This window comes from Sphingomonas sp., assembly GCF_965248875.1.
GTDB lineage: Bacteria > Pseudomonadota > Alphaproteobacteria > Sphingomonadales > Sphingomonadaceae > Sphingomonas.
Genome location: NZ_CBDFKR010000004.1, coordinates 109419 through 135871 on the forward strand (window position 1 = coordinate 109419; position 26453 = coordinate 135871).

The 26453-nt window shown below is 69.5% G+C and carries 29 protein-coding genes and 1 tRNA gene; 13 read left to right on the top strand and 17 right to left on the bottom strand.

Annotated features, from left to right (window positions below):
* Position 1: 1 nt before the first annotated feature.
* The 6 genes from ACP2AD_RS03010 (at position 2) to ACP2AD_RS03035 (ending at position 5945) form a co-directional block, all read left to right on the top strand.
* On the top strand, positions 2 to 928 hold the full coding sequence (locus ACP2AD_RS03010) for a DMT family transporter (RefSeq protein ID WP_425228601.1): 927 nt from the start codon (positions 2 to 4) through the stop codon (positions 926 to 928).
* 7 nt (positions 929 to 935) lie between these two features.
* Complete coding sequence (locus tag ACP2AD_RS03015; protein WP_425228602.1) at positions 936 to 1583, top strand: COQ9 family protein; 648 nt, start codon at positions 936 to 938, stop codon at positions 1581 to 1583.
* A 61-nt stretch (positions 1584 to 1644) separates the two neighbouring features.
* A complete protein-coding gene (locus ACP2AD_RS03020; RefSeq protein WP_425228603.1) occupies positions 1645 to 1929 on the top strand; it encodes a FeoA family protein in 285 nt (94 codons plus the stop codon).
* A 20-nt stretch (positions 1930 to 1949) separates the two neighbouring features.
* The gene (gene feoB, locus ACP2AD_RS03025) at positions 1950 to 3836 is read left to right on the top strand and encodes a ferrous iron transporter B (protein ID WP_425228604.1); all 1887 of its coding nucleotides are present in this window, start codon (positions 1950 to 1952) and stop codon (positions 3834 to 3836) included.
* A 12-nt stretch (positions 3837 to 3848) separates the two neighbouring features.
* Positions 3849 to 4406, top strand: a complete 558-nt coding sequence (gene ssb, locus ACP2AD_RS03030; protein ID WP_425228605.1) for a single-stranded DNA-binding protein — start codon at positions 3849 to 3851, stop codon at positions 4404 to 4406.
* A 69-nt stretch (positions 4407 to 4475) separates the two neighbouring features.
* Complete coding sequence (locus ACP2AD_RS03035; protein ID WP_425228744.1) at positions 4476 to 5945, top strand: sensor histidine kinase; 1470 nt, start codon at positions 4476 to 4478, stop codon at positions 5943 to 5945.
* On the opposite strand, the gene ACP2AD_RS03040 is transcribed toward ACP2AD_RS03035, so the two are convergent.
* The 5 genes from ACP2AD_RS03040 to ACP2AD_RS03060 are packed head-to-tail and all read right to left on the bottom strand — an operon-like array spanning position 5942 to position 8679.
* Positions 5942 to 6322 (bottom strand): response regulator, encoded by a 381-nt coding sequence (locus ACP2AD_RS03040; RefSeq protein WP_425228606.1) that lies wholly within the window; start codon positions 6320 to 6322, stop codon positions 5942 to 5944. The two genes, ACP2AD_RS03035 and ACP2AD_RS03040, sit on opposite strands and share 4 nt — an antisense overlap.
* 57 nt (positions 6323 to 6379) lie before the next feature.
* Positions 6380 to 6979, bottom strand: a complete 600-nt coding sequence (gene metW, locus ACP2AD_RS03045; RefSeq protein WP_425228607.1) for a methionine biosynthesis protein MetW — start codon at positions 6977 to 6979, stop codon at positions 6380 to 6382.
* Positions 6976 to 7410 carry a GNAT family N-acetyltransferase gene (locus ACP2AD_RS03050; RefSeq protein WP_425228608.1) on the bottom strand — a complete coding sequence of 145 codons (435 nt, stop codon included), beginning with the start codon at positions 7408 to 7410 and terminating at the stop codon, positions 6976 to 6978. Before ACP2AD_RS03050 ends, metW begins: the two co-directional genes overlap by 4 nt.
* Positions 7407 to 8519 (bottom strand): homoserine O-acetyltransferase MetX, encoded by a 1113-nt coding sequence (gene metX, locus ACP2AD_RS03055; RefSeq protein WP_425228609.1) that lies wholly within the window; start codon positions 8517 to 8519, stop codon positions 7407 to 7409. The genes ACP2AD_RS03050 and metX overlap by 4 nt, the downstream gene beginning before the upstream one ends.
* Positions 8512 to 8679, bottom strand: a complete 168-nt coding sequence (locus ACP2AD_RS03060; protein ID WP_425228610.1) for a hypothetical protein — start codon at positions 8677 to 8679, stop codon at positions 8512 to 8514. Before ACP2AD_RS03060 ends, metX begins: the two co-directional genes overlap by 8 nt.
* Positions 8680 to 8840: 161 nt before the next feature.
* Between ACP2AD_RS03060 and hisC the strand changes: the two genes are divergently transcribed.
* Complete coding sequence (hisC, locus tag ACP2AD_RS03065) at positions 8841 to 9983, top strand: histidinol-phosphate transaminase (protein WP_425228611.1); 1143 nt, start codon at positions 8841 to 8843, stop codon at positions 9981 to 9983.
* Positions 9983 to 10891: a prephenate/arogenate dehydrogenase family protein gene (locus ACP2AD_RS03070; RefSeq protein ID WP_425228612.1), complete on the top strand. Its 909-nt coding sequence runs from the start codon at positions 9983 to 9985 to the stop codon at positions 10889 to 10891. The genes hisC and ACP2AD_RS03070 overlap by 1 nt, the downstream gene beginning before the upstream one ends.
* 34 nt (positions 10892 to 10925) lie before the next feature.
* On the opposite strand, the gene ACP2AD_RS03075 is transcribed toward ACP2AD_RS03070, so the two are convergent.
* Genes ACP2AD_RS03075 through ftsE form a run of 4 tightly spaced genes read right to left on the bottom strand, consistent with a single transcriptional unit; the run spans position 10926 to position 13763 of the window.
* Positions 10926 to 11645 carry a lysophospholipid acyltransferase family protein gene (locus ACP2AD_RS03075; RefSeq protein ID WP_425228613.1) on the bottom strand — a complete coding sequence of 240 codons (720 nt, stop codon included), beginning with the start codon at positions 11643 to 11645 and terminating at the stop codon, positions 10926 to 10928.
* Positions 11642 to 12172, bottom strand: coding sequence for a YdcF family protein (locus ACP2AD_RS03080; protein ID WP_425228614.1), 531 nt, complete (start codon positions 12170 to 12172; stop codon positions 11642 to 11644). The genes ACP2AD_RS03075 and ACP2AD_RS03080 overlap by 4 nt, the downstream gene beginning before the upstream one ends.
* A complete protein-coding gene (locus tag ACP2AD_RS03085) occupies positions 12169 to 13050 on the bottom strand; it encodes a cell division protein FtsX (protein WP_425228615.1) in 882 nt (293 codons plus the stop codon). Before ACP2AD_RS03085 ends, ACP2AD_RS03080 begins: the two co-directional genes overlap by 4 nt.
* On the bottom strand, positions 13047 to 13763 hold the full coding sequence (gene ftsE, locus ACP2AD_RS03090; protein WP_425228616.1) for a cell division ATP-binding protein FtsE: 717 nt from the start codon (positions 13761 to 13763) through the stop codon (positions 13047 to 13049). Before ftsE ends, ACP2AD_RS03085 begins: the two co-directional genes overlap by 4 nt.
* A 109-nt stretch (positions 13764 to 13872) precedes the next feature.
* Between ftsE and ACP2AD_RS03095 the strand changes: the two genes are divergently transcribed.
* Positions 13873 to 14601, top strand: coding sequence for an MJ0042-type zinc finger domain-containing protein (locus ACP2AD_RS03095; protein WP_425228617.1), 729 nt, complete (start codon positions 13873 to 13875; stop codon positions 14599 to 14601).
* 17 nt (positions 14602 to 14618) lie between these two features.
* On the opposite strand, the gene ACP2AD_RS03100 is transcribed toward ACP2AD_RS03095, so the two are convergent.
* Positions 14619 to 15617, bottom strand: a complete 999-nt coding sequence (locus tag ACP2AD_RS03100; RefSeq protein ID WP_425228618.1) for a glycosyltransferase — start codon at positions 15615 to 15617, stop codon at positions 14619 to 14621.
* Positions 15614 to 17062: an oligosaccharide flippase family protein gene (locus ACP2AD_RS03105; RefSeq protein WP_425228619.1), complete on the bottom strand. Its 1449-nt coding sequence runs from the start codon at positions 17060 to 17062 to the stop codon at positions 15614 to 15616. Before ACP2AD_RS03105 ends, ACP2AD_RS03100 begins: the two co-directional genes overlap by 4 nt.
* Positions 17063 to 17302: 240 nt before the next feature.
* Between ACP2AD_RS03105 and ACP2AD_RS03110 the strand changes: the two genes are divergently transcribed.
* Both ACP2AD_RS03110 and ACP2AD_RS03115 read left to right on the top strand, forming a co-directional pair.
* Positions 17303 to 18415 (top strand): acyltransferase family protein, encoded by a 1113-nt coding sequence (locus ACP2AD_RS03110; RefSeq protein ID WP_425228620.1) that lies wholly within the window; start codon positions 17303 to 17305, stop codon positions 18413 to 18415.
* A complete protein-coding gene (locus tag ACP2AD_RS03115) occupies positions 18405 to 19448 on the top strand; it encodes a hypothetical protein (RefSeq protein WP_425228621.1) in 1044 nt (347 codons plus the stop codon). The genes ACP2AD_RS03110 and ACP2AD_RS03115 overlap by 11 nt, the downstream gene beginning before the upstream one ends.
* 10 nt (positions 19449 to 19458) lie before the next feature.
* On the opposite strand, the gene ACP2AD_RS03120 is transcribed toward ACP2AD_RS03115, so the two are convergent.
* From ACP2AD_RS03120 to rfbA, 6 genes are all read right to left on the bottom strand, one after another.
* The gene (locus ACP2AD_RS03120; RefSeq protein ID WP_425228622.1) at positions 19459 to 20025 is read right to left on the bottom strand and encodes a PEPxxWA-CTERM sorting domain-containing protein; all 567 of its coding nucleotides are present in this window, start codon (positions 20023 to 20025) and stop codon (positions 19459 to 19461) included.
* Positions 20026 to 20104: 79 nt separating this feature from the next.
* A tRNA-Leu gene (locus ACP2AD_RS03125) sits at positions 20105 to 20191 on the bottom strand.
* An 82-nt stretch (positions 20192 to 20273) separates the two neighbouring features.
* Positions 20274 to 21551 (bottom strand): glycoside hydrolase family 99-like domain-containing protein, encoded by a 1278-nt coding sequence (locus tag ACP2AD_RS03130; protein WP_425228623.1) that lies wholly within the window; start codon positions 21549 to 21551, stop codon positions 20274 to 20276.
* 62 nt (positions 21552 to 21613) lie between these two features.
* Positions 21614 to 22540 (bottom strand): hypothetical protein, encoded by a 927-nt coding sequence (locus ACP2AD_RS03135; protein ID WP_425228624.1) that lies wholly within the window; start codon positions 22538 to 22540, stop codon positions 21614 to 21616.
* Positions 22537 to 23499, bottom strand: a complete 963-nt coding sequence (locus tag ACP2AD_RS03140; RefSeq protein WP_425228625.1) for a glycosyltransferase family 2 protein — start codon at positions 23497 to 23499, stop codon at positions 22537 to 22539. Before ACP2AD_RS03140 ends, ACP2AD_RS03135 begins: the two co-directional genes overlap by 4 nt.
* Before the next feature lie 3 nt (positions 23500 to 23502).
* Positions 23503 to 24387: a glucose-1-phosphate thymidylyltransferase RfbA gene (gene rfbA / locus ACP2AD_RS03145; protein WP_425228626.1), complete on the bottom strand. Its 885-nt coding sequence runs from the start codon at positions 24385 to 24387 to the stop codon at positions 23503 to 23505.
* Between the two features lie 92 nt (positions 24388 to 24479).
* Here rfbA and ACP2AD_RS03150 point away from each other — a divergent pair, with 92 nt between their 5' ends.
* On the top strand, positions 24480 to 25370 hold the full coding sequence (locus ACP2AD_RS03150) for a glycosyltransferase (RefSeq protein ID WP_425228627.1): 891 nt from the start codon (positions 24480 to 24482) through the stop codon (positions 25368 to 25370).
* 31 nt (positions 25371 to 25401) lie between these two features.
* Positions 25402 to 26451: a glycosyltransferase family 2 protein gene (locus ACP2AD_RS03155; protein ID WP_425228628.1), complete on the top strand. Its 1050-nt coding sequence runs from the start codon at positions 25402 to 25404 to the stop codon at positions 26449 to 26451.
* The last annotated feature ends 2 nt before the right edge of the window (positions 26452 to 26453 follow it).

Sequence of the window (26453 nt, forward strand, 5' to 3'; positions counted from 1 at the left end):
CATGCACCAGGCCGAGCCCCCAAGAAAAGCTGTCGCACCATCAAGCGCGCTGCCGCTGGCGGCGGTGGTGGTGGCGAACGTGGCGCTCGCGTTCGGGCCGTGGTTCGTGCGGCTGGCGGACACCGGGCCCGTGGCGGCGGGGTTCTGGCGGCTGGCCCTGGGCGCGCCCTTCCTTGCGGGGCTGGCGCTGGCGACCGGCGCGCGACCGGTCCGGCTCGACCGCTGGCTGTGGTGGGCGCTGGCGGGCGCGGGGCTCAGCTTCGCGGCCGACATCGCCAGCTGGCATCTCGGCATCCTGCGCACGACGCTCGCCAACGCAACGCTGTTCGGCAACTCGGCGACGCTGATCTTCCCGGTGTACGGCTTTGCCGTCGCGCGGGCGTGGCCGACACGGGGACAGGGCCTCGCCTTCGCACTGGCGCTCGCCGGCGCGGCGCTGCTGATGGGGCGGTCGTACCAGCTCGACGCGAAGAACCTGGCCGGCGACCTGCTCTGCCTGGCGGCGGGCGTGCTCTACACCGTCTATTTCATCCTGATGGCGCGGGCGCGAGAGACGATGGCGCCGCTGTCGGCGCTGGCGCTGTCGACGGTGGCGAGCGTGCTGCCGCTGCTGGTCGTCGCGCTGGCGCTGGGGGAGCGGGTGTGGCCCCATAGCACCTTGGGCGACTGGCTGCCGCTGATCGGGCTGGCGCTGGTAAGCCAGGTGATCGGCCAGGGCTGCATGATCTATGCGCTGGGGCGGCTGCCGCCGCTGGTCGTCGGGCTGGCGCTGCTGGTGCAGCCGGTGGTGGCGGCGGCGATCGGCTGGCTGCGCTACGGCGAGCGGCTGGGCCCGGTGGAGCTGACCGGCGCGGCGCTGATCGCGGTCGCGCTGGTGCTGGTCCGCCGGGCGACGCCGGTTGCGCCGGCCGGGCCCAGGGCGCATTGACCCGGCAATGAGCGAAGACCTCACCCTCGACGAACTGCGCGACGCCCTTGCGCCGGAGATTGCCGCCAACGCCGCGTTCGACGGCTGGGGCGCAGAGGCGCTGACGATGGCGGCGGTGGCGGCGGAAGCCGATCCCGGCGTCGCGAAGCTCGCCTTTCCGGGTGGCGCGGTCGACATGATCGACGCCTGGTTTGCGCATATCGACCGGGCGATGGCGGCCGCCGTCCCGGACGTCGCGACGCTGAAGGTCCGCGAACGGATCGCCGCGCTGGTCGAGGCGCGGCTGGCGGCGGTCGCCCCCGATCGCGAGGCGCTGCGCCGCGCGCTCGCGGTGCTGGCGCTGCCGCAGAACGTCGCACGCGGGGCGCGGCTCGGCTGGCGGACGGCGGACGCGATCTGGCGCGCGGCGGGCGACACCGCGACCGACTACAACCACTATACCAAGCGCGGCATCCTGTTGGGCGTCTATGCCGCGACGATCAGCGTCTTCCTCGACGACGAGAGCGAGGATCACGCCGACACCAGCGCTTTCCTGCAGCGGCGGATCGACGGGATCATGCGCTTTGAAAAGGCGAAGGCGGGGTGGGCCAAGCGCACGGAGACCCTGCCGAGTCTGTCGCGCTTCCTGGGCCGGTTGCGCTATCCTGCCGTGTAGGACTGCGAGTTAGTCGCAAATCGCTTTCCAAGCTCGATGGTTAGTGATAATCAGTTGCAGCATGGAGCTGACCGGCCGCCTTACCGCTTCGCTGAGCCTGGAGACGCTGCCGCAGCGTGCGCACGCGACGGTGCATCTGATCGACTGGTCGCGACTCGCCGTCCCCGAGGCGCGGCGGCTGCGCGAATTGGGCTTCGACGAGGGCGTCGAGGTGGAGGTGCTCCACCGCGCGCGCCTCGGCCGCGGACCGGTGGCGTGCCGGATCGGGCGCATGACGGTGGCGCTGCGCCGCGCGGTTGCTGCTGCGATCCTCGTCGCTCCTGCTCCCGCCGCTTCAGCGGCCTGATCTACCCGCGCGCTCGTCCGATGGCCGAGCAACTGATCGCCGCCCGCCCCGCGCCCGCTGCGGCCGCCATCGCGACGCCGCTGATCGCGCTGGTTGGCAACCCCAACGCCGGCAAGACCGCGCTGTTCAATGCGCTGACCGGCGCGCGGCAGAAGGTCGGCAACTATCCCGGCGTCACCGTCGAGCGGCATGCCGGGCGCTGGGCGCTGGATGACGGCCGGCCGGTCGAGCTGGTGGATCTCCCCGGCGCGTACAGCCTCGACCCCTCCTCCCCCGACGAGGCGGTGACGCGCGACGTCGTGACCGGGCGCGGCAGCCTGGAGCGCACGCCCGACGCGTTGATCGTCGTCGTCGACGCGGGCAATCTGGAGCATCACCTCCGCTTCACGCTCCAGCTGATCGCGCTCGGGCGGCCGTTGGTGGTGGCGCTCAACATGGTCGATCTTGCCGAGCGCGACGGGCTGACGCTCGATGCCGATGCGCTGGCCGCGGCGCTGGGTGTGCCGGTGGTTGCCACCGTCGCGGTGCGCAAGCGCGGGCTGGACGCGCTGCGCGCGGCGGTCGGCGGGGCGATCGACGCCGGACACCGCCGTGCCATCGCGGCGGAGGAAGGCAAGGCGCTGGGCCGTCGCGCGCGCCAGTTCGCGCGGACCGCGATTGTCGCCGAGAGTCCGGTACGCCGCTGGACTTCTGCGTTCGATGCGGTGGCGCTGCATCCGTTGTGGGGCACGGCGCTGCTGCTCGGCGTCCTGTTCGTGATGTTCCAGGCGGTGTTCAGCTGGGCGACGGTGCCCGCCGACCTGATCAGCGCAGGCATCGCCGCCGTGCAGGGATGGCTGACCGCGACGCTGCCTGCGGGGTTCGTCCGCGACCTGCTGAGCGACGGGCTGCTCGCCGGGGTCGGCGCGGTGATCGTGTTCCTGCCGCAGATCCTGATCCTGTTCGCCTTCATCCTGGTGCTGGAGGCGTCGGGCTATATGGTGCGCGCGGCGTTCCTGATGGACCGGCTGATGTCCTCGGTCGGGCTGTCGGGGCGCGCCTTCATCCCGCTCCTGTCGAGCTTCGCCTGCGCGGTGCCCGGCATCATGGCGACGCGGACGATCGAGGACGATAAGGACCGGCTGACCACGATCCTGATCGCGCCCCTGATGACCTGTTCGGCGCGGTGGCCGGTCTATACGCTTATCATCGGCGCGTTCATCCCCGCACGGCGCGTGCTGCCGGGTGTCGGGTTGCAGGGCATAGTGATGTTCGCGCTGCTGCTGATCGGGGTGGCAGGGGCGTATGTCGCGGCGCTGGTACTCAGGCGGACAGTGACAAAGGGTGCGTCGTCGGGCTTCATGCTGGAAATGCCCAAATATCAGATGCCGCGGCTGCGCGACGTCGCGATCGGGCTGTGGACGCGGGCGCTGATCTTCCTGAAGCGGGCCGGGACCACCATCGCGCTGACGGTGGCGCTGTTGTGGGTGCTGTCGTCCTATCCGGTCGCGCCCGCGGGGCAGCGGCAGAGCGAATATTCGGTCGCGGGGCGGATCGCCTCGGGGATCGAGGTCGTGGTCAGGCCGATCGGCTTCAACCACGACATCGCACTGGCGCTGTTGCCCGCGATGGCGGCGCGCGAGGCGGCGGTGGCGGCGATCGGCACCGTCTACGCGGTCGACAATCCCGATTCGACCGCGGGCGGCGCGGCGATGACCCATAATCTGCGCACCCGCTGGACCCTGCCGACCGCGCTCGCCTTTCTGATGTGGTTCGTGTTCGCGCCGCAGTGCATCTCCACCATCGCGGTGACGCGGCGGGAGACCAACGGCTGGAGATGGCCGCTCTTCATGGTTGGCTATCTGTTCGCCGCCGCCTACATCATGGCCGGAGCGACATATTGGCTGGCGAGACTCGCCGGCCTCTAACCAGGGGCGAACATGGCGGGCAGCGTCAACAAGGTCATTCTCGTCGGCAATCTGGGCAAGGATCCCGAAAGCCGCAGCTTCCAGAACGGCGGCAAGGTGGTGGAGCTGCGCATCGCCACGTCGGAGTCGTGGAAGGACCGCAACTCGGGCGAGCGCAAGGAGAAGACCGAGTGGCACACCGTCAAGGTGTTCAACGAGGGGCTGGCCAACGTCGCGGAGAAATATCTGCGCAAGGGCTCGAAGGTCTATATCGAGGGCGCGCTGACGACCCGTAAGTGGCAGGACCAGCAGGGGCAGGACCGCTATTCGACCGAGGTGACGCTGCAGGGGTTCAACAGCGTTTTGACGATGCTCGACGGCGCCCCCGGGCAAGGCGGCGGCGGGGGCGGCGGCCGTGACGAGTGGAGCGGCGGCGGCGACGATTTCGGTGGCGGCGGCGGCGGTAGTTCCGCCGGGCGCGGCGGCGGGGGGGGCCGTAGCGGCGGTTTCGGCGGTGGTGGCGCCTCGGGCGGAGGCACGGGTGGACGAGGCGGCTTTGCCGACGATCTCGACGACGACGTGCCGTTCTGAGTGGACGATATCGGCGCTCAAGGGATCGGACGGGGATGGCAGGTCGACGAGGCGCAGCGCTCGGCGGTGATGGCGGCCTATGACCTGGATCGTCTGCGTTACTCACCCGAACTGACCCGCATCACCGATTTCGCGGCGGCACTGTGCGACGCACCGGTGGCGCTGGTGACGATCCTGGAGGAGACCGAACAGGTCTTCCTGTCGCGCACCGGCACCGATCTGGACGGCACGCCGCGTGAGATTTCCTTCTGCGACCATGCCGTCCGGGGCGATGAGACGATGGTCGTCGCCGACGCCACGACCGACGCGCGGTTCATCGACAATCCGCTGGTCACCGGCGACCACAATATCCGCTTCTACGCGGGCGTGCCGCTGTTCACCGAAAGCGGAATCGGGATGGGGTCGCTCTGCGTCCTGGACACGGTGGCGCATCCCGACGGGCTGACGCCGCTCCAGCAGCAGGGGCTGGAGATCCTTGCCGAGAACGTGCTGGCGCGGCTGCGCGATACGCGCGACGCGGCGGCCTGGCGCCACCGTGAGCGTGATGCACGCGCGCGGCTTGGCGATTCCGAGTCACGGTTTCGCACGCTGGCGGACACGATGCCGCAGATGGTATGGTCGGCGCTCCCCGACGGCTATCACGATTACTACAATGCCCGATGGTATGAGTTCACCGGGGTGCCGGAGGGATCGACCGACGGCGAGGCGTGGAACGGCATGTTCCATCCCGACGACCAGGAGCGAGCCTGGGCGGCCTGGCGGCACTCGCTGACGACTGGCGAGCCATATCAGATCGAATATCGGCTGCGGCACCGCGACGGCGGCCATCGCTGGGTGCTGGGCCGCGCGCTGCCGATCCGCGACGGCGACAAGATCACGCGCTGGTTCGGCACGTGCACCGATATTCACCAGCAGAAGATGGCCGCCGACGAGCGCGAGCTGATCGCGCAGGAACTGAGCCACCGGATCAAGAACATCTTTTCGGTCATCTCCGGGCTGATCGGTTTCGCCGCACGGGGTAGGCCGGAGATGAAGGACGCGGCGGGCGACCTGCGTGATCGCATCGTGGCGCTCGGCCGGGCGCACGATTTCGTCCGTCCGCACAGCCGCAACTCGGTGCCCGAGGCGCGGCAGGACAGCCTGCAGGGGCTGTTGGGCGAACTGTTCGCGGCCTATGACCGCGGCGAGGGGGCGGGCGTAACGGTCACCGGCGACGACCTGCCGGTCGATGACCGGTCAGCGACGCCGCTGGCGCTGTTGTTCCACGAGCTGGCGACCAACGCCGCCAAATATGGGGCGTTGTCGGTGGATGGCGGGCGGGTGACACTGGACGTGAGCGCGCCGGGTGAGACGGTGGTGCTGCGCTGGTCCGAGAGCGGCGGGCCACCGGTGGTGGCGCCGACGGGCACGGGGTTCGGATCGCAGCTGCTCGAGCTCAGCGCCGTGCGGCAGCTGGGCGGCAGCGTGGAGCGGGACTGGCGACCCGAGGGGCTGGTGTTGACCGCCGCCGTGCCGCGCGCCGCCTTTGCCCGGCATTAGATCGCGGCCAGTTCACCGCGCGGGACTATCGCGTCGTCGTTGGACGCGATTGCCGCGGCCGCCAAGATCTGCGCCTCGTTGAAAGGTTTGCGCACGAAACCGAGCGCCGCCGACGGCAGATCGATCTGCGCCGGATTGGCGGTGACGAAGACGACCTTCACACCATGCGCTGCGAACGACCGCGCGATGGCGGGGCCGGTACAGCCGTCGCGCAGATTGACGTCGACAAAGGCGAACGACGCCTGGCAGGCCACCTGTTCCGCCTCCGCCTGATCGGCCGCGATCGCCACGACCTGGTAGCCAGCATCCGTGAGAATGCGCTCGAGGTCGAGCGCGACGAAGATCTCGTCCTCCACGATCAGCGCGGTCCGGCTCATAAAGTAACCTGCATCATATCAAATCAACGCAGCGATAACCGTGCCGTTCCGTCCATATCACCGCCGTAACAAGAAAACCGCATGTTCGGCGAGGAGGTTGGCCGCCGCCCGCGTCCGCCGCCGATCCCCTGCGAGGAACCAGGCCCGCTCCACCGTCACCCCCTGTTCGCGCAGGAAGGCGCGGAAGTCGTCAACGGTGAGGTGATGGATGTTGGGGGTGTCATACCACCGCTCCGGCAGCAGCCGCGTCACCGGCATGCGGCCGCCCCACAACAGGCTGAGCCGCACCCGCCAATGCGCAAAGTTGGGAAAGGAGACAAAGGCGCGGCGGCCGATGCGGAGCAGCTCGGCCAGCACCCGGTCGGGCGCGCGCGCGGTCTGCAGCGTTTGGCTGAGCACAGCGTAATCGAAGCTGGCATTGGGATAGTCGGCGAGGTCGATGTCGGCGTCGCCCTGCACCACCGACAGCCCGCGACCGACGGCGGCGGCGACATTTGCGGCGTCGATCTCAAGCCCGCGCGCATCGACCCCCTTGCCGTCGCGCAGCGCCGCCATCAGCGCGCCGTCGCCGCAGCCGACATCGAGGATGCGCGCCCCGGGCTCGATCTGGCCGGCGATGACCGCAAGGTCGGGGCGCAGCGTCGTGAAGGGATTCATGGCGCCGCCCGCAGCCGCGCCGCCGCGTCCGGATCAAGCCGCTCCATGTAGCGCTCGGGCCGCAGCGGCGGATGGAAGCCGAGCGCCCGATAAACGCCGTGCGCGTCGCCGGTCACGAGCGCGAACCGGCGGATGCCCGCGAAGCCGGGATGGTCGAGGAACCAGCCGACCATGCGGCGGCCGAGCCCCTGTCCGCGGACGCTCTCCTCGATCCAGACATCCGCGATCCAGGCGAAGGTCGCGTGGTCGGTGATCGCGCGGGCATAGCCGACCTGTGCGCCGTTTTCGTCATAGGCGCCGAGGCAGTGCGACCCGTGCGCCGCCCGCTCCACCGTGTCGCGGGCGATGCCGGGCGACCAATAGCTGCCGGTCAGCCAGGCATGGACGCGGTCGAACTGGAGCCGCGCCGCATCGTCGCTGAGGTTGATCACCGCTCGCTCCCCAGGAAACCGGCGATCACCCGGTCGAGATCGGGCGAGTCGAGCAGAAAGGCGTCGTGCCCATAGGGGCTCGACAGCTCGACGAAGCTGGCCGGCGCACCCGCCGCGTTGAGCGCGTGGACGATGCTGCGCGACTCGGCCGTCGGGTAGAGCCAGTCGGTATCGAAGCTGACGATGCAGAAGCGGGCGGCGCTGTCGCGGAAGGCGTCGGCGAGGCGGCCGCCATGCTCCTCCGCCAGGTCGAAATAGTCCATCGCGCGGGTGATGTAGAGGTAGCTGTTCGCATCGAAGCGGTCGACGAAGCTCAGCCCCTGATGGCGAAGATAGCTCTCAACCTGGAAGTCGGCGTCGAAGCCGAAACTTTTGGCGTCCCGCGCCTGAAGCCGCCGTCCGAACTTCTCGGTCAGCCCCGCTTCGGACAGATAGGTGATGTGCGCCGCCATCCGCGCGACGGCAAGTCCCGAAGAGGGGGGCGCCTCGGGCGGATAGGTGCCGCCGCACCAGCGCGGGTCGGCCATCACCGCCTGGCGCCCGACCTCGTGGAACGCGATGTTCTGTGCGGTGTGGCGCGCGGTCGACGCGATCACCAGCGCGGCGCGGACGCGGTCGGGAAAGGTCGCCGCCCAGCTCAGCGCCTGCATTCCGCCCATCGACCCGCCGACCACTGCCGCGAGGCTGGCGACGCCGAGATGGTCGATCAGCATCGCCTGCGCGCGCACCATGTCGCGGACCGTGATGACCGGGAAGCTCATCGCATAGGGCTTGCCGGTCGCCGGGTCGATGGAGGCGGGGCCGCTCGATCCCATGCACGAGCCGAGCACATTGGCGCAGATCACGCAGAAGCGATCGGTGTCGATCGGCTTGCCCGGCCCCACGACCCTTGCCCACCAGCCCGGCTTGCCGGTGCGCGGGCTCGGCGAGGCGACGTGCTGATCCATCGTCAACGCGTGGCAGATCAGCACCGCGTTGCGGCCGTCGGGCGCAAGCGCGCCATAGGTTTCATAGGCGATCTCGATCGGCGCCAGGCTGCCGCCGCCGTCGAGCGCCAGCGGGCCGGGCAGGACGACGCGGCGTTGCAGGCCGAAGCGGGGATCAGCCATCGGCCGCCCCGCCGCGTCCGATGTTGTCCATGTTGTCCGCCAAATCATCCTTGATTGTCCCGAGGACCGTCGCAATTGCGGCACAAGCGCTTGCTGCGCGCACGCGCCTGCGGCCATTCGCCGGGACGAGCATTGATGCGAAGAGCAGGATCGCGGTCATGGTGCGCCGTCAATCACATCGCGGGCGTGTAGGACACAAAAATCGCGGACGTGATGGAGCGGCATTGGATGCAGCGTCGGGCTCGCGTGCGCGGCGGCGGCTGCGGGTCACGGGCGGCCCGCCTTTTCGCCCGGCGCAAACCTGCTAAGCGCCTTTGCGCCATGACCGCCGCTGCCGCCGCTCCGCAACCCAAGCCCTGGATCATGGGCATCGCGCCCTATGTGCCCGGCCGCGCGACCACGGACGACGGCCGGCGTGTCGTCAAGCTGTCGTCGAACGAGAACCCGCTCGGCACCCCCGCCGCGGCGCGCGAAGCGTTCCTGAAGGCGGCGGCGACGCTGGAACGGTATCCCGACGCGAGCGGCGCGATCGTCCGCGAGGCGCTCGCCGCCAGCCACGGGCTCGACCCGGCCCGGATCATCTATGGCAACGGTTCGGACGAAGTGCTGCACCTTGCCGCGGGCGCGTTCAGCGGGCCGGGCGACGAGGTGATCTTCGTCCATTACGGCTTCGCGGTGTACGAGATCGCGGCGCGGCGGACGGGTGCTGTGCCGGTGATCGCGCCCGACAAGGACTATGCGACCGACGTCGACGCGGTGCTGGCCTGCGTCACCGAACGGACGCGGGTCGTCTTCATTGCCAATCCCAACAACCCGACCGGCACCTACGCGACCCGCGAGGAGGTCGCCCGGCTGCACGCGGGACTGCGATCCGACATCCTGCTCGTCCTCGACCACGCCTATGCCGAATATATCGAGGGCGACGCGGACGATGGCGGCATGGACCTGGCCCGGACCGCGCCCAACGTGCTGGTGACGCGCACCTTCTCCAAAATGTACGGGCTTGCCGCCGAGCGGATCGGCTGGGGCTATGCCGCGGCGCCGATCATCGAGGCGATGCACCGCATCCGTCTGCCCTTCAGCATGACCATCGCCGGCCAGCATGCGGCGGTGGCGGCGCTGGGCGATACCGATTTCGTCGCGCATGCGCGTGCGCACAATGCCGAGTGGCGGCGCTGGTTCATCGACCAGATCGCTGCCCTCGGCAACGCCGGGCTGCGCGCGGTGCCCAGCCAGGCGAACTTCGTGCTGGTGCTGTTCGAGGGCCGGCTGACCGCGGAGGCGGCGTACAAGGGGCTGATGGACGCGGGGTATATCGTCCGCTGGCTGCCCGGGCAGGGGCTGGCGCATGGCTTGCGGATCACGGTCGGTACGGCGGACGAGTGCCGCGGCGTGATCGGGGCGCTGCGGGCGCTGGTGGCGCGGCACGCCGCGCCCGCCGTCGGCGGCATCGACGCCGGCTGATGCTCCCCTTCGCGCGTGTCACGATCATCGGCCTCGGGCTGATCGGCTCGTCGATCGCGCGTGCGGTGCGCCAGGCGATGCCGACGGTGCGGCTGACCGGGCATGACGCCGACGCCGGCGTGCGCGAGACTGCGCGGGCGCTCGACCTGGCCGACGATGTCACCGATACCGCGGGCGCGGCGGTGATCGACGCCGACCTGGTGATCCTGTGCGTGCCCGTCGGCGCGATCGGCGCGGCGGCGCGCGACATTGCCGCCGACCTGCCCGCCGACGCGATCGTCAGCGATGTCGGCAGCTGCAAGGCGGAGGTGGCGCGGGCGCTGGCGGATGCGCTGCCCGGCGTTGCGATCGTCCCCGCGCATCCGGTCGCGGGCACCGAGCAGAGCGGGCCGCGGGCGGGCTTCGCGACGCTGTTCCACCACCGCTGGTGCATCCTGACGCCGCCTGAGGGCGCGAGCGAGGCGGCGGTCGAGCGGGTCGCGAGCTTCTGGCGGCGGCTGGGCGCGGACGTCGAGCTGATGACGCCCGAGCATCACGACCGCGTGCTTGCGGTCACCAGCCACCTGCCGCACCTGATCGCCTACACGATCGTGGGCACCGCGAGCGATCTGGAGACGGTGACGCAGAGCGAGGTCATCAAATATTCCGCGGGCGGCTTCCGTGACTTCACCCGCATCGCCGCCAGCGACCCGACGATGTGGCGCGACGTGTTCCTGACCAACCGTGAGGCGGTGCTGGAGATGCTGCAGCGGTTCAGCGAGGACCTGACCGCGCTGCAGCGCGCAATCCGGGTGGGGGACGGCGCGCAGCTGTTCGACCAGTTCACGCGGACGCGCGCGATCCGGCGGTCGATTGTCGACCAGGGCCAGGACGACGCCGCGCCTGACTTCGGGCGCGTGCACGAATAGGGGTGCACGGCCCCGCCGCGGCTAAGCGGCGTGGTCAGTCGTCGCAGGGCGATGCTGGCCGAGCCTCCAGCGCGTTGATCGCGGCGTGCACGCGCGCTTCCGCCTCCTCACGCGGCAGCCCGGGCGGCACCTCCTCGCCGAAGCAATAGGTGATCACGCCCGCCCGCTTGGCGCCGCGCTTGGGCCAGAGCCGCCCGCTGTCGACCGCCACCGGCACGACCGGGAGCCTGAGCGTCTTGTAAAGGCCCGCAAATCCTGCCTTGAGGGGCGGCTGCTCGCCGGGGGGCACGCGCGTGCCTTCGGGAAACAGCAGGATCGAGCGGCCCGCGGCGGTCAGCGCGCGGCCCTGTGTCATCATCCGCCGGAGCATCGCCGCCGACGCCTCGCGGTCGACCGCGATCGCGCCGTACACCTTTGTCGCCCAGCCCCAGAGCGGGATGCGCGTCAGCTCGCGCTTGAGGATCACCGCGGGTCCGCCGAGCGCGTCGGCCATGTCGATCGCCTCGAAGAAGGACTGATGCTTGACGGCGTAGAGCACGGGATAGGGGGGCAGCGTGCCCTCGACGCGCACGGTGATGCCGAGGAACGCCCGTGCGCACCCACGCTGATACCGCGACCAGAAGCGCGCGTGGCGGATCATCGCGCTGCGCCCGAACAGTCCGCTCACCGGCACCGTCGCGACGATCGGCAGCGACCCGCCATAAAAGGCGATGCGGAACAGCTGGGTGCGCAGCCAGCTTGCCGCGCCGCTCACAGCCCGACCCACAGCAGCACGCGGCGCAGCAGCAGCTTGTTGTATTCGGCGACCAGCGTCATCAGCCGCGGCTCGCTCGGCACCCCATCGCCCAGCACCACCACCTGCGCCCCGACCGCGGCCCGCAGCTCCATCCTGGCGCGCGCCAGGTGCCAGTCGGAGGTGACGAGGCGGACGGTGTGAAAGCCGTGCTGTCTCAGCCATGCCGCGGTCTCGCCCGCGTTGGAGCGGGTGTCGACCGCATCGCGGCCAAGGTCGACGCAACAGGCGAACAGCGCCGGCTCCGCACGATATTCCCGCTGCAGGTCGGTCTCACGCACCCCGGCGCCGACGCCGGTCACCAGCATCCGCTTCGCCTGATGCCGCCGCAGCAGGTCCAGCCCACGGTCGATCCGCCCCGGCCCGCCGGTCGGCACGACGATGGCGTCGGTGGTCGACCCTTCCAGCGGGTCGGGCAGCAGCACCGCGAACAAGACGAAGCCGAACACCCAGGCGATCAGCGCCGCCGCCAGCAGCCGCCGGATCACAGCGTCCGCCTCACTACCCGCACGACGCTCCACCGTGCCGCCAGCGTCGCCAGCACGACAAAGGCGACCGGCAGCACCCCGAGCAGCAGCCAATCGCCGCCGCCCAGCGACGCGCCGCCGAGCAGCTCGGAGCCGAGCGCCTGGACCTGTCCGCCGATCAGCCACGCGACCCCCAGCGCCAGCACCGCCCCGGCACCGCCGCCCAGCGTCGCGTCGATCGCCACGCGCCGCTGGAACAGGCGGGCGACCTGGATATCGGTCGAGCCGAGCATGTGCATCACCTCGATCGTCGCGCGGTGCGTCTCCAGCCCCGCGCGCGCCGCCAGCACGGCGACCAGCGTCGCAGCGCCCGCCATCAACAGCACCAGCGTACCCGCGATCAGCGTCAGCGAGCGCATGAAGCTGCCGACCGGCGACATCCAGCGCGCGCGCCGGTCGACCTGCGCCGCCGGGCTCGCCGCCCTAGCAACGGCGGTGACGCGGGCGGTGACGGCGTCGGAGGGATCGGTGAGGTCGACGTCGATCAGCGCCGGCACGGGCAGCTCGGCGTCGGCGGCGTCGCCGCCCAGCCACGGCCGCAGCAGCCGCGCCAGTTCCGCCCGGTCGACCAAGACTGCGCGCCGAACCTCGGGCAGCCGCTGCAGCGCGCTCAGCACCCGCGCCGCCCCGGCATCGCGCCGCGCGGGCTCGCCGTCGACCAGCTGGACAGTCAGCCGCCCCGCCAGCTGCCGGTCGAGCTGCGCGGTTGCGTTGCGCGTCGCCAGCCCGGCGGCGGCGGCGAGCACGGTCAGGAACAGCATCACCGCCATGACCCCGGTCATCGCGCGCATGCCGCCCGCCTCGTCGAGGACGCGGCGCTCCGACGACCGCCGCCTCATCCGCCCGCGACCACGCCGCCGCCGGGCGGATGACGCAGCGCCCCTGTCGGATCGAGCAGCCGCCCCTCCTTGAGGCTCATCGTCACGGCATGCGGGATGCGGCTCAACAGGTGGAAGTCGTGGGTAGCGACGACGACGGTGGTGCCGAGCTTGTGCAGTGAATCGAACAGCCCCAGCAGTCGCTCGGCCATGTCGGGATCGACGTTGCCGGTCGGCTCGTCGGCGATCAGCAGCGGCGGCCGGTTGATGACGGCGCGCGCGATCGCGACCCGCTGCTGCTCCCCGCCCGACAGCGTCGCGGGCTTGGCGCCGGCGCGGGCGGTCAGGTCGACCCAGGCGAGCATCTCGCGCACCGGCTGCGCAATTTCGTCCTCGGGCATGCCCGCGACGCGCAGCGGCAGCGCCACATTGTCTGCCGCCGACAGATGCGGGACGAGGCGGAAATCCTGAAAGACGACGCCGATGCGGCGGCGAAAGCCCGGCAGCCGGTGGCGCGGCAGCATCACCGCATCCTCCTCAAACAGCCGGATCACCCCCCGGCTGGGCCGCTGCGCCAGATAGAGGAGCTTGAGGAGCGAGGTCTTGCCCGCGCCGCTGGCGCCGGTGAGGAAATAAAACGCACCCGCCTTCAGCTGGAAGGAAACGTCGGTCAGCGTCTCCGGCTGGCTGCCGTAGCGCAGTCCCACATTCTCGAACTGCACGACAGCGGCCATAACGCCCTAGCCTTGGCATGGGCGATGCCCCGCTATCAAGCTTGCCAGCCGCGCAGACGCCGTGCCAAATGCCGGGCGGGCCCGTCCGGCCGCCGGTAACGCTTCATCCATGATCCTTGCATGCCCCGAATGCCAGACCCGCTACCTAGTGCCCGACAGCGCGATCGGCCGGGACGGGCGCACGGTGCGCTGCGCCAATTGCAGGCATTGCTGGTTCCAGGACGGCGCACCGGTCGACGTCACCGCGCCGCCGCCCGCACCCGTGCCCCGCCCCGCGCCGACGCCCGTGCAGGCTGTTCCCCCGCCGGCTGCGCCTCCGCCCGACGTCGAGCAGGACGCGCCTGGCCCCGCGGCGGTGGCCACGCCAGCCGACGACTATGACGCCTTCGCGCATCGGCCGCCGTTCCGGGCGCGGCGCAATCCGATCCGGCGCTGGACGATCGCGGCGCTTGCGGCGGGCGGCCTGATGCTGGCGGCGGTGGCGGCGATCACCTGGCTCGGCACGCCCGACTTCCTCAGCCAGTTCGGCGTCGCGATCGGGCCGGAGACGAGCCCGCTGCTGATCAGGGACAATCCGATCCAGCGCCGCGACCTGGACAACGGCTCGGAGCTGTTCGCCGTCTCCGGGCAGGTGACCAATTCGTCCGCGCAACGTCAGCGCGTGCCCGATATCCGCGCCGAGCTGCGCGATGCGCAGGGGCGGCTGGTGTTCAGCTGGACGATCACGCCGCAACAGCGGACGCTGGCGCCGGGCGCGTCGGTCGACTTCAACTCCGCCAAGCTCGACGTGCCCGCCAATTCGAAGCGGCTGGAGCTGAGCTTCGCCGGCGAAGGCTAAGCGCGAGCGGAAGCCGGTCAGCCCACCGACGTGCGATAGGCGCGCCACGCCAGCGCGAGATTGCCGGGCGTCCACCGCGACCGGCTGAGCGAACCGATCCGGTGCGAGAAAAACACCAGGTCCGCCGGGGTCGCCGCATCGCCTGAAAGCCGGTCGTGCAACGCCCGTCGCATCGCGCCGGGACTGGCGCCCAACGCGAACCATCCGCCCCAACAAAGGTCGGCCAGCTCCCGAAACAGCTTGCGCCGGTCGGTCGTCAAGGCGCCGGATCGGCCGAGTTGGGCGAAGGTCTGGTACAGCTGCACGCGCCCGGCGGGAACGATGCCGAGGCTTCCGCGCGCGCGAAACAGCGACAGCGCGCGCGTTCGGCCGCCGGCCGCGCCGACGTCGCCGTTCATCTGATTGCCGCCGTGAATGCGATGCTGCACGAGCGCATCGCCGACATAGATCAGACCGGTCGAGAACAGCGCCTCCAGACCCAGCGCCTGATCGAAGGGAAGCGCGCCGTAGAAACTTCCGCTATCCAGCCACGACCGCCGGATCACCGCGGCGTGGGCCGAAACCAGCGGCACGAACAGCGCGGTCAGAGGGCCGACCCGGGCGGCATCCACCCCCTTCGCCTCCAGGACCGACCGGCCCAGGTCGGCGCCGTCGCCGTCAATGAGTTGCGATCGCCCGAGCGCCAACGCCCGGTCGCCGATCGCGGCGAGCAGCCGCGCGTTGCGGTCCGGCCCCCAGACATCGTCCTGATCGGCGATCGCCACGAACTCGCCCCGCGCCGCATCGATCAGCTCGATCAGCCTGCGATTCTGGCCGCGATTGCCCTGGGCGGGCAGCCGCCGGATGCGCCGGTCCGCCTGGGCGTAGGCATCGAGGATCGCGACGGTCTCGTCGGTCGAGCCGTCGTCGATCGCCAGCAGCTCGAAATCGGGGTCGCTCTGCGCCAGGATCGAGTCGAGCTGCGGCCGCAGAAACCGTGCGCCATTCCAGGTCGGGAGGACGACCGACAGCTTCATCGCGACCCCATCAGCACGCGCGCCTTTGACCAGACCAGCCGCATCTCGGCCAGCAATGGATGGTCGCGTGCCGCCAGCACCCCCAGCCAGCCGCCCACGCCCAGCACGATGCCGGCGATCACCCGCGGCAGCGGCGCGTCGGCGGCCCAGCCGCTCCACGCCATGATGACGAACGCCGGCGTGATCGCGGCCGCGGCGAGCAACAGGCTTTCGGCGAACACCCGCTCCAGTTCGCCCTGCTCCACACCCGCCAGCCGGTCGACCTGCGGCCGATACAGCAGATAGCCGACGATCGCCTCGCCCACCCGGCCGATTGCAGCCGCCGTGATGCTGTACAGGCAGCCGACGCTGAACATGGCGAGGCCGACCACGGCGCGGAACAGCTCGAACCGGGCCTGTCGCCCCGTTTCCCGGCGCAGCACGAACAGCTCCCAGGCCATGCCATAGCCCAGCGCGACGAACTGGCCGATCATCAGCAGCGCCAGCGGGACGGCGGCGGGCAGCCATCGCTCGCCGTACAGGCGGAACACCAGCGGCCTGGCCAGCACCGCGACCCCGAGCATGACCGGCCACATGATAGCGGTGATCATCTTCATGCTGAGCAGATAGGTTTCGTGCAGCGTGTCCTTGCGCCGCAGGTCTTCCGCCATTCGGGAGAACACGGCGCCGGTCGCCTGACCATAGACGCTGGTCCACATGAGATTGGCGAGGTTCGAGGCGCGCGAATACAGTCCCAGCGCCGCGAGCCCCAGCAGCCGCCCCAGCACGATGTCCGATGCGCGTTGCGCGATCTGGGCGACGCCGCCGATCGACAGCATCTGTAATCCGAAGACGAGCACCGGCCGGAACCCGCGCCGGGTCGGCCGGAAAATCACGTCCTGCCAGCGCGCCGCCGTATAATAGGTTGCCGTGAACACCGTCGCCACGACCGGACCCAGCGTCGGACTGAGCGCGCCCAGGCCGCCATAGGCGCAGGCCAGGATAACGGCGACATTGATCACCGTGCGATAGATGCCGACCTGCGACATCGCCGCATAGTTTAGCTCGCGCGCATACAAGGCGACCGGGATGAATTCGAAGATCTGCAGCAGCGGCAGCACGCTGCCGACCAGCAGGATCAGCGCGATCTGCGGCTCGTCCAGCACGAACCGCTCAACGGCGGCGATCGCGATCACCAGCACCGTCAGCAACACGTTCATCGCCGCATTGAGCGTGAACACGGATCGAACATCATTTTTGTCGAGCTCGCCCTCGCGCACGATGTAGCTGACGAGGTTCAACTGCGTGAACACCGCGAGCACGCCCGTCACCGCCACCGCAAAGGCGAAGGTGCCCATCTCTCGCGGGCTCAGCAGCCGCGCGAGAACGACCGAGCTGATGAAGTTCAGGACGAGGGTGAACGCCTGGCTGCCATAAGACCAGGCCAGCGATTTGCGGATCGACATGCCGACGCTACTCTTGACGGGCGAAAACCGTTGAACGGACAGGCCACGGTCTGTCCAAGTCGGCCGTTCGCGCTCGGGTAGCGGCAAAAGCGTGGGGCTGGAAGCGAATTGGCGCGCCGCCGCTGCCGGTGTCCCGCATGCCAGAAACCGCGGCCTTTTGTTTTTCTATCAGGTCGTTACACATCATCGAAACGCAGGGTGCTGCCCCGTTTGAGCGGACCGGTCGGCAGAGGGAAGCCCGTGGATCGAAACAATATCGGGTTGATGCGGCTGTCGTTGGCGACGATGGTGATCGTCGGCCACGCTTCCGAGCTGACCGACGGTGATCGCAGTCGCGAGCCGCTGACCCAAGTCTTGCCCTTCACCTCACTCGGCGAAACGGCGGTCAGCGGATTTTTCCTGCTGAGCGGTTACCTGATCACGAAGAGCATGCTTCGTCAGGGCGATGTCGCAATCTACTTGGTGCATCGCCTCCTGCGGATCGTGCCCGGCTTTGCCGTCGCCTACCTGGTCAGCTTTTACCTGTTCGGTCTGGGTCTCGGGGTGAACATCTGGCCGTATCAGACCGACGCGCTCGTCAACATGGCGGCGCTGCGGGAGACCCCGTTGATGCCGCTGATGCCGGCCAAGCTTGCCATTCCCTATCCGACGTTGAACGGTGCGCTGTGGACGATCTCCTATGAGTTCCGTTGCTACCTGTTGGTCGCTGTCCTGTGGATGGCCGGCGTGCTCGGCCAGCGGCGAGCGATGTTGATCATCGCGGCTGTGCTCGTGCTGTCCACCACGCTGACGGGCTCCTGGACGACGGCGCACGCGCTGGAATATCCGGGGCGGAACCGGGTTGTCGATCTCCTGGTCGGCCGGATAACGATGGACATCAGGTTCATGGCGACATTCATGGTCGGCGCATGCTGCTATCTCTGGCGTGACGAGGTTGACAGGTGGCTGACCGGCCGGCTGGCGCTCGCCTCATTGTGTCTGGCGATCATCGCCTTCCAGTTTCAGCATAGCGCGCCCGTAGCGGGTGCAGCATTGCTGGCGCTGCCGGTGTTCTGGCTGGCGTTCAAGGTACGGCTGGGGCCTTTGCGACGGATCAACGAGCGGTTCGACATCAGCTACGGGACCTATCTGTACGGCTTTCCGTTCGCGATCGCGCTGATCCTGCTGCTGCCGCATGCGACGCCCTTCATCCTGCGCGTTGCCGGCGTCCCGCTGGCGTGGATCGCGGGGACGCTGAGCTGGTTCGGGGTCGAGCGGCCGATGCAGCTGCTGGCCAAGCGGATCACGCGCAAGCGGCTTGACGGCGAGGCCCGGTTCCGACACCCGGCCGCGGACGCCCGTCATGCCTCCTGATCGCCAGCCGGCCGGCGCGGCCGCAACCATCCTCCTCTTCTACGACGGCTATGAGTTAAAGGCGCGGGAGGCGTGGGGGGCGCGCCTCTATCACCGCGGCCGCAGTCTCGCCCGCGCGATCTGGCGGCGCGCGCGGGGAAAGCAGGTGGCGACGGGATTCCATGCCGCCTTTGTGGCGCTGGCCGATGGCCTGCGTCAGCTCGGCTGCGTCGTCCGGATCAATGATTTCGCGACGGCGCGCGCACGCCCCGATTACCCGATCGGCATCGCCGGCTATCCCAGCGTCCTCCAGGAAGTCGATCTGCCCAACCCGGTGATCTTCGGTCCCGGCGATCCCGGCTATCCCGATACCGCCGGTGCCTGGGCCAGGCGTCCCAACGTCATGCGCATCATCCAGCCGTCGGACTGGTTCGTCGACTATTACCGGCCTTATTGCGGCGACAAGATGCTGCGCTGTCCGGTCGGCATCGACGTCGCGGCGCTGCCCGATGTCCGCGACGCGGCCAAGCAGGTCGACGTGCTGATCTACGACAAGATCAGGTGGCATCAGGCGGAGCGCGTCCCGGCGGTGCGCGACCGGCTGGTCCGCAAGCTGGAGGCTGATGGCCGCAGCTACGCGATCCTCCATTATGGCGGCCACACCCAGCCGGCCTATTTCGCCGCCCTGCGCCGGTCGCGTGCGATGGCGTTCCTGTGCGAGCATGAGACGCAGGGGCTCGCCTGCGAGGAGGCGCTGGCGATGAACGTTCCCGTCTTCGCCTGGGAGGAAGGAGCGCTGGTCGACCCGCGCCAGCTGCCCTTTGCGGCGCCCGACCTGAAGGTCAGCAGCGTGCCCTATTTCGACGAGAATTGTGGCCTGACCTTCTCGCTCGCCGACATGGAGGAGCGCTGGGAGACGTTCTGGGGTGCGCTCGACGGCTACCGGCCGCGCGCCTATATCGAACGGACGCTGCGCCCGGCCGACGCCGCGCGCGTCTATCTCGACGCCTATCGGGCGCTTATCCCCGCGCAGTCAGTCCCGCCAAGCGGATAACGCCAGTGCGCTACGCCCAGGCGACGGCCGTCCGGACCTTCGCGCGGCGCCGCAGCCCGGCGCCGATCACGCCGAACCCGACGATCATCATAGCCCAGGCGCCGGGCTCCGGCACCGCGCCCACCGTCAGCGGCGTCAGCGTGAACCTGCTGACCGTCTGGCTGCTCTGCAGACCGAACGGGTCGGACGTCAGATAGCGGTATTCGGTATACAGGCCCGACGGCCCGCCCCCGCTTTCGGCGGTCGGCGAGGTGATGTTGTAGCTGAACGCGCCGATCTGGTAGGTCAGACCGGCGCTGCTGACATAGGCGGCGCTGCGATTGGGGAACAGCAGCTGGTCGCCCTCGTCGACATCGAAAAAGTCTTGGAATCCCGTGATCGCCATGCCGTTGCGAAATCCGGTGACGTTGACGACGTTGAGCGACCCCGCGGCAAAGCCCGGACCATTGGTGAAGATCGTGCCGTTGGCGATCTGGGTGCCGTTGAAGCTGTAGCTGAAGGCGTAATTCTGCGCGGCGGCGGGTGCTGCGGCCAGCGCGGCGGCGGCAATGACGGTCGCGACGATCAGGCTACGCATCAGTTTTCTCCCTTGTCACGCTGATAGGGAGAAAATTAACCGCGAGTCCAGCGCGCCCGCCGTCGCCTCTGCGTCAAAATGGTGCGGTCGAGAAGACTCGAACTTCCACGCCCTTTCGGGCACAGCCACCTCAAGGCTGCGCGTCTACCAATTCCGCCACGACCGCACGTGAGCCCCACTCCAGGAGAGCAGGTGGCAGGAGCGGCGCGGTAGCAGCGCGGACGGCGGTACGCAACGCCCGGCTCGGTTCACAACAGGCGGGCAGCCTTACGACGCGCGCGGCGCGCGAAGTCGACGATCCGGTGGCGGGGTGAGGGCGACGCTCTGAACGCCGGCGGCGGATAGGCCGGTGCGTCTTCGGGTGCCGCATCGGCGTGTTCGAAGCCGTCGAGCGCGCGGCGGGTCTCGGCCAGATAGGCATGACCGAAATGGCGGTCGGGCTCCAGATAGGCGCCCTCCGCCCACTCGTTCCAGGCGTTGATGAAGACGAGGCGGGCGTCGCCGCTGTTATCCTCGCAGGTGCGACGGCTCGCGGCGCGAAGCCAGGCACCGTATCGCGCGGGGGTCGACCCGTAGAAGCCCAGGCTGGCGCGGCCCTTCCGCGCTTCATTGTCCCAGCAGGGCGCGACGCACGGAAACAGCTGGTAGTCGCCGCCGCGGTTCTCCAGCAGCCGTTGCGCCATCGCCGCATAGTCGATCGCCGTGCCCGCGAAAGCCGGATCGAGCAGCTGCAACGACGCACGATCATTGGGCAGGCTCCACGGGCCGCCGTGCGGCGGGAAGCCGGCGGCGGCGTCCATCCCAAACGGGCGCGGGTCGTAGGCCTCGAACACCTGCGGCATGACGATCAGCGGATCGGGCAGGCCGGCACGCACGATCCGGTCGCGGATCGCGTCCATCGTGCGCCGCGGCTCGGGCATGTCGCCGGGCCGGTAGATCAGCAGCAGCGGGCGCCCGCCGACGGTGATGTAGCGCGGGTCCGCCAGCGCGGGCAGGATCGATTCGGCAAAGGCGATGTCGTCGCCCGGCGCGTAGCGCTGTTCCATCAGGATATCGCTCTCGCTGCCATCCCAGCGTCGCGACCAGCTCTCGTTCGCCCAGTTGAGGCAGAAGGGCAGGTCGATGTCGGGGTTGGCGAGCAGCAGGTCGAGCGGCTTTTCCAGCAGCCGCACGCCGCTGAACCAGTAATGGTGGATGCAGAAGCCGTGGACGCCGGCGCGCTTTGCCAATTCGGCCTGGCGGCGCAGCACCCCGGCATCGCGCAGGTCGTAAAAGCCCAGATCGGCCGGGCAGCGGGGCTGGTAATGACCGACATAGCGCGGCAAGCCGCCGGTCACGTTGGTCCATTCGGTGAAACCCGCCCCCCACCAGCGGTCGTTTTCTGCGATTGGGTGGAATTGCGGCAGGTAATAGGCGATGTAACGCGCGGCCGGCGCGACCGGCGCCGCAGCGGGCAAAGCGGACTCGGCTTCGAACAGCGGGCCGCGCTGGCGATAAAAGCGGTAATGATCATGAAACGCGGTCATCGCGCCGCGCTATCGCCCAAAAACCATAAGAAAGCATCGTGTCTTGCGGCGCGTGTTGGCGCTCATCCGCCGACGCTGCGCCGATAGCCCCGCACCGGCGCCCCGGTCGCGAGCGCCAGGCGGCGGAGCGCCATCTTCAGCCCGTCCCTGAGCGCGGGCAGTCCCGTCTCGCGTTCGCGCGCGGCATAGATCGCCGCCAGCGATGCGGGCGAGCGGTCGGCCATGCCTGCCTTGACCAGCGCGGGCAGCCGCGGGTCGAAGCGCTGCTTCGCCGCCTGCGGCCAGTAATGGTAGACCGTGTCGGCGGCCTCGGTCAGGCGGCAATCGGCAAACGCGACGCCCATCGCGAACTGCTCGGCATGGTGGACCTTGCGGCCATATGCCCCCACGGGATCGGCACCGGCCCAGATCGCATCGCTGAGCGCCAGCGCCGCACGCACGCGCGGCAGGTCGTCGGCATGAACGCCGATCACGCCGGTGTTCCACATCGGGGTACGCCGGTCGACGACGATGCGCTCGCGCGACGGCAGCCGGTAGTCGCCGGCCCGGAGCTGACGCGCGAGCGCATCGTCCGGGGGCGTGCCGGTCTGCGTGAGATAACCCTCGCAGAGGTGAAAGCAGGCGCGGCCCGGTCCGGCGCGCCGGAACATGGCGTCGGGCGCGCGACGGAACCAGGTGTCCGAATCGATCAGGAACACGCGCTCGCCGAACCGCTCCAGCGCGTCGATCAGCATGCAGCTCTTGCGACGGTGGACGTAATCGCTGTCGCCAAGCCAGGTGTCCAGCGTGGCCTGATCGAGCGGCACCATCTCGACCGGCAGCCTCGCGAAGTCCGCCGGCCGATCGCTGTAGACGACGATCCGGCACCCGCTCGGCACCCCGCCGCTGACGTGGAGCAGCGACAGGATCGAATAGATCGCCTGATCGCACACCCCCTTCGATCCGTAGCAGAAATAGGCCAGCACCGGCCCGGCGGGAGGGGAGGTCATCGCGAGCCGCTCATCTGCCGGATCGCGCGCGGGCAATCGCCGAACCGGCGCAGCAGATAGTCGCGCACCCCCGCGCGCCACGCCCGGGCGGTGGCGTGGCGGCCGAACAACAACGCCACGGCGCGCCGCGTCCGGGTCGGATATTGCGGAATCCGGCTGCTCAGTTTCTGGTACGACACGAGCTGCGCCGGGCGTTGTCGCAAGCCGCAATGGCGTTCCGCGAACAGCAGCTCGTTACGCGCGAGGAAGTAGATGTTGAGCGGCGACAACGCGCCGCCGATCGAACCGGAACCGGCGTGAACGACACGCGCGGTGGTGGTCATCAGCATCTCGAACCCGGCCGCGCGGACGCGAAAGCACCAGTCGGTGTCATCGTAATTGAGGTAGAAATCGGCATCGAACAGACCGGCCCGTTCGAAATGGTCGCGGTGTGCGAACAAGGCCGCGCCCTTGACGAACGCGGTCGGATAGATGGCGGGCAGGTCGTCGAGCACAACCTCCTGGACACGGGTGATGCGGGGCAGGCCGGTCGCCGCCTCGATTTCGGCGCCGACGAACTCGGGCGTGCGGCCGTCATGGTCGAGCTGCACCGGCCCGAGCACCGGCCGCGTCCCGCGCGTCCGGAACAGGTCGAGCAGGGTGGCGAGCGTGTCCGGCTCGACCAAAGCGTCGTTGTTGAGGATGAAGATGTGCTCGAACCCATCATCCAGCGCGCGGCGGACACCCAGATTGTTGCCGCCGGTCCAGCCGCCGTTGACCGACGAGCGCAGCAGGACGACGTCGGCGCCGAGATCGGCCAGCTGTTCCAGCGAATCGTCGGTCGAGGCATTGTCGACCAGATACAGCCGCCACGTTGCGCCGCGGCTCCGGCGCAGCGACCCGAGGCAGGCGAGGCTCATCCGCCAGCCGTTCCAGTTGACGGTAACGACCGCGATGGCGTCGGGCGCGGCAGCGCTCACCCCTCAGCGCGCCCGCCGCTCGCTGTCGAGCATGCCGAGCAGATAGTCGCCATAGCCGCTCTTGCGCTGCGGCGCGGCAAGTCGCTCCAATTGGGCGTCGTCGATATGGCCGAGCCGCCAGGCGATCTCTTCCGGACAGCAGATCTTCAAACCCTGGCGGTCCTCCGTCACCTTCACGTACAGTGCTGCGTCGAGCAGCGAGGCGTGGGTGCCGGTGTCGAGCCACGCATAGCCGCGTCCCATCAGTTCGACCGACAGCGTCCCCGCCTCCAGGTACAGCCGGTTGAGGTCGGTGATCTCCAGCTCGCCGCGCGCCGACGGCTTGATCCGGTGCGCGTAGTCGACCGCGTTGCCGTCGTAGAAATAAAGGCCGGTCACCGCATAGTTCGATCTGGGCGCGGCGGGCTTCTCTTCAATCGTCTCGGCGCGGCCGCGGCCGTCGAACGAGACGACGCCGTAGGAGGTCGGATCGGCGACATAATAGCCGAACACGGTCGCGCCGCCGTCGCGGGCATTGGCGGCGAGCAGCAGATCGGTCAGCCCGTGACCGTAGAAGATGTTGTCGCCCAGGATCAGCGCCGACGGATCCGTGCCGACGAAATCCTTGCCGATGTGGAACGCCTGCGCCAGCCCATCGGGGGAGGGCTGGATCGCGTAGGTGAGCGCAATGCCCCATTGCGATCCGTTGCCCAGCACGGTTTCAAACGCGGCGCGGTCCTCCGGTGTGGTGATCAGCAGGATCTCGCGGATGCCCGCCAGCATCAGCGTCGACAGCGGATAATAGATCATCGGCTTGTCATAGACCGGCATCAGCTGCTTCGAGACGCCGCGGGTCAGCGGGTGCAGCCGCGACCCCGTCCCGCCCGCCAGAATAATGCCCTTGCGCATGCTCGAACCTCGCCCGTATCGGGCGCTCTTACCCGGCTGGTGCAATGCAGCAAACAACCTTGCCGGCGGATTTACGCAATGGGGGAGTTGAGGTGGCTGGGCCCAGCGTCGATGTCGCGGTCTGCACCTACCGGCGTGACACGCTCGCGCATGCGCTGCGGTCGATCGCGGGTCAGGTGTTGCCCGACGGCATTCGGCTGCGGGTGATCGTTGCCGACAATGACGAGGAACCGAGCGCACAGGCGCGCACGGCGGCGGCCGCGGCGCAGCTGACGCTGGACTGTCATTATGTCCATGCACCCGCGCGCAACATCTCGATCGCGCGCAACGCCTGTCTCGATGCCGCCGAGGCCGAGCTGCTGGCGTTCATCGACGACGACGAGGTGGCGACGCCGGGATGGATCGCCGCGCTGCTAGCCCGGCTGGACGAAAGCGGCGCGGACGCGGTGCTGGGGCCGGCGCGGGCCCGCTATCCAGCCGGCGCGCCCGGCTGGGCGGCGCGCGCGGACCTGCATTCGACGCGGCCGCCGCTGACCGAGACTGCGGCGATCCGGACGGGATATAGCTGCAACGTGCTGCTGCGGCTGCCCGCTTTTGCCGGCCTGCGCTTCGATCCGGCGCTGGGGCGGTCGGGGGGCGAAGACGACTTGTTCTTCGCAACGGCGGTGCAGCGAGGCGCGCGGATCGCCTACGCGCCCGACGCGATCGTCGACGATCCGGTGCCGGCGGCGCGGCTGACGCTCGGCTGGCTGTGGCGGCGATCGTTCCGCAACGGCCAGACCTATGCGCGCACGCGCCTGGCGGCGGGCGGATGGCGGGCGCTGCTGCTGCCGGTCGCGGCGGGAAAGGCGTCGCTGTGCCTGGCTGGGGCGGCGCTGACGCTGGCATCGCCGGCGCGGTGGCGGCGGCTGGCGGTGCGCGGGGCGCTGCATCTGGGGGCGTGCGCGCGCTATTGCGGGCGGCGCGACCTGCAGCTTTACTAGTCCGCCGCCGCCGATCGGCTATTGAGACGCGATGACCGACCCGCTTCTCTCCATCGTCATCGTCAACTTCAACTATGCGGCCTTCCTGCCGCAGGCGATCGATTCGGTGTTGGCGCAGACGGTCGCGTGCGAGGTAATCGTCGTCGACGACTGCTCGACCGACGGCTCGCGCGCGGTGATCGAAGCCTATGGCGGGCAAGTGACGGCGGTATTCCGCGCCGCCAATGGCGGCATGTCGGCGGCGGTCAACACAGGGTTTGCGCAGTCGACCGGCGCGATCGTCCTGTTCCTCGACGCCGACGACTTCCTGTATCCCGATGCCGCCCGGCGCGTGCTGGATGCCTGGCACGACGGCGTGGCGCAGGTGCAGGCGCGCCTTCATCTTGTCGATGCCGACGGCCGTGTCGAGGATGTGTTTCCGCCCTATGAGATGCCGCTTGCGTCGGGCGACGTGACCGGGGGGCTGCGCAGCCGGGGGCGGTATGCAACGACGGTGACGACGGGCCTGGCGTTCGCGCGATCGGCCCTGGATCAGGTCATGCCGATCCCCGAACAGGCGTTCGACCGTTCGGCCGACGGCTATCTGGCGACGGTGGTGCCGCTGTATGGCGCGGTCGCCGCCATCGACACGCCGATCGGCGGCTATCGGCGGCACGGCGCAAACCATAGCGGCTTCGCCGCCGACATGGCGAAGCGCGCGCGCTGGCGGGTCGAGCATGACGAGCATCGCTACACGGCGTTGCGCGACCATGCCGGGCGACAGGGGCTAGCCGTCGATCCCTCACCCGGCATGGGTGATGCGACGCATCTGGAGCAGCGGCTCGCGTCGCTGTGCTTCGACCGCGCGGCGCACGGCTATGCCGGCGATCGCCGCAGCCGGCTGGGGCTGGCGGGGGCGCGGGCGTCGATGGCGGGCGGCATGTCGTGGAAGCGGCGGGCGACGCAGGCGGGGATGTTCCTGGTCGCGGGGTTCACTCCGCTGTTCGTCGCGCGGCGCGCGCTGGCGTGGAAGCTGGAGCGGTCGAGCCGCCCCAAGGTGATCGACTGGGCGGCCGGGCGGTTGCGGCGGCTGATGGGCTGACC

What these genes read in the sequence shown, in the direction of transcription:
- ACP2AD_RS03010 (WP_425228601.1), top strand. Translation starts at nt 2, where the DNA reads ATGCACCAGGCCGAGCCCCCAAGAAAAGCTGTCGCACCATCAAGCGCG.
- ACP2AD_RS03015 (WP_425228602.1), top strand. Translation starts at nt 936, where the DNA reads ATGAGCGAAGACCTCACCCTCGACGAACTGCGCGACGCCCTTGCGCCG.
- ACP2AD_RS03020 (WP_425228603.1), top strand. Translation starts at nt 1,645, where the DNA reads ATGGAGCTGACCGGCCGCCTTACCGCTTCGCTGAGCCTGGAGACGCTG.
- feoB (WP_425228604.1), top strand. Translation starts at nt 1,950, where the DNA reads ATGGCCGAGCAACTGATCGCCGCCCGCCCCGCGCCCGCTGCGGCCGCC.
- ssb (WP_425228605.1), top strand. Translation starts at nt 3,849, where the DNA reads ATGGCGGGCAGCGTCAACAAGGTCATTCTCGTCGGCAATCTGGGCAAG.
- ACP2AD_RS03035 (WP_425228744.1), top strand. Translation starts at nt 4,476, where the DNA reads ATGGCGGCCTATGACCTGGATCGTCTGCGTTACTCACCCGAACTGACC.
- ACP2AD_RS03040 (WP_425228606.1), bottom strand. Translation starts at nt 6,322, where the DNA reads ATGAGCCGGACCGCGCTGATCGTGGAGGACGAGATCTTCGTCGCGCTC.
- metW (WP_425228607.1), bottom strand. Translation starts at nt 6,979, where the DNA reads ATGAATCCCTTCACGACGCTGCGCCCCGACCTTGCGGTCATCGCCGGC.
- metX (WP_425228609.1), bottom strand. Translation starts at nt 8,519, where the DNA reads ATGGCTGATCCCCGCTTCGGCCTGCAACGCCGCGTCGTCCTGCCCGGC.
- ACP2AD_RS03060 (WP_425228610.1), bottom strand. Translation starts at nt 8,679, where the DNA reads ATGACCGCGATCCTGCTCTTCGCATCAATGCTCGTCCCGGCGAATGGC.
- hisC (WP_425228611.1), top strand. Translation starts at nt 8,841, where the DNA reads ATGACCGCCGCTGCCGCCGCTCCGCAACCCAAGCCCTGGATCATGGGC.
- ACP2AD_RS03070 (WP_425228612.1), top strand. Translation starts at nt 9,983, where the DNA reads ATGCTCCCCTTCGCGCGTGTCACGATCATCGGCCTCGGGCTGATCGGC.
- ACP2AD_RS03085 (WP_425228615.1), bottom strand. Translation starts at nt 13,050, where the DNA reads ATGAGGCGGCGGTCGTCGGAGCGCCGCGTCCTCGACGAGGCGGGCGGC.
- ftsE (WP_425228616.1), bottom strand. Translation starts at nt 13,763, where the DNA reads ATGGCCGCTGTCGTGCAGTTCGAGAATGTGGGACTGCGCTACGGCAGC.
- ACP2AD_RS03095 (WP_425228617.1), top strand. Translation starts at nt 13,873, where the DNA reads ATGATCCTTGCATGCCCCGAATGCCAGACCCGCTACCTAGTGCCCGAC.
- ACP2AD_RS03100 (WP_425228618.1), bottom strand. Translation starts at nt 15,617, where the DNA reads ATGAAGCTGTCGGTCGTCCTCCCGACCTGGAATGGCGCACGGTTTCTG.
- ACP2AD_RS03105 (WP_425228619.1), bottom strand. Translation starts at nt 17,062, where the DNA reads ATGTCGATCCGCAAATCGCTGGCCTGGTCTTATGGCAGCCAGGCGTTC.
- ACP2AD_RS03115 (WP_425228621.1), top strand. Translation starts at nt 18,405, where the DNA reads ATGCCTCCTGATCGCCAGCCGGCCGGCGCGGCCGCAACCATCCTCCTC.
- ACP2AD_RS03120 (WP_425228622.1), bottom strand. Translation starts at nt 20,025, where the DNA reads ATGCGTAGCCTGATCGTCGCGACCGTCATTGCCGCCGCCGCGCTGGCC.
- ACP2AD_RS03130 (WP_425228623.1), bottom strand. Translation starts at nt 21,551, where the DNA reads ATGACCGCGTTTCATGATCATTACCGCTTTTATCGCCAGCGCGGCCCG.
- ACP2AD_RS03135 (WP_425228624.1), bottom strand. Translation starts at nt 22,540, where the DNA reads ATGACCTCCCCTCCCGCCGGGCCGGTGCTGGCCTATTTCTGCTACGGA.
- rfbA (WP_425228626.1), bottom strand. Translation starts at nt 24,387, where the DNA reads ATGCGCAAGGGCATTATTCTGGCGGGCGGGACGGGGTCGCGGCTGCAC.
- ACP2AD_RS03155 (WP_425228628.1), top strand. Translation starts at nt 25,402, where the DNA reads ATGACCGACCCGCTTCTCTCCATCGTCATCGTCAACTTCAACTATGCG.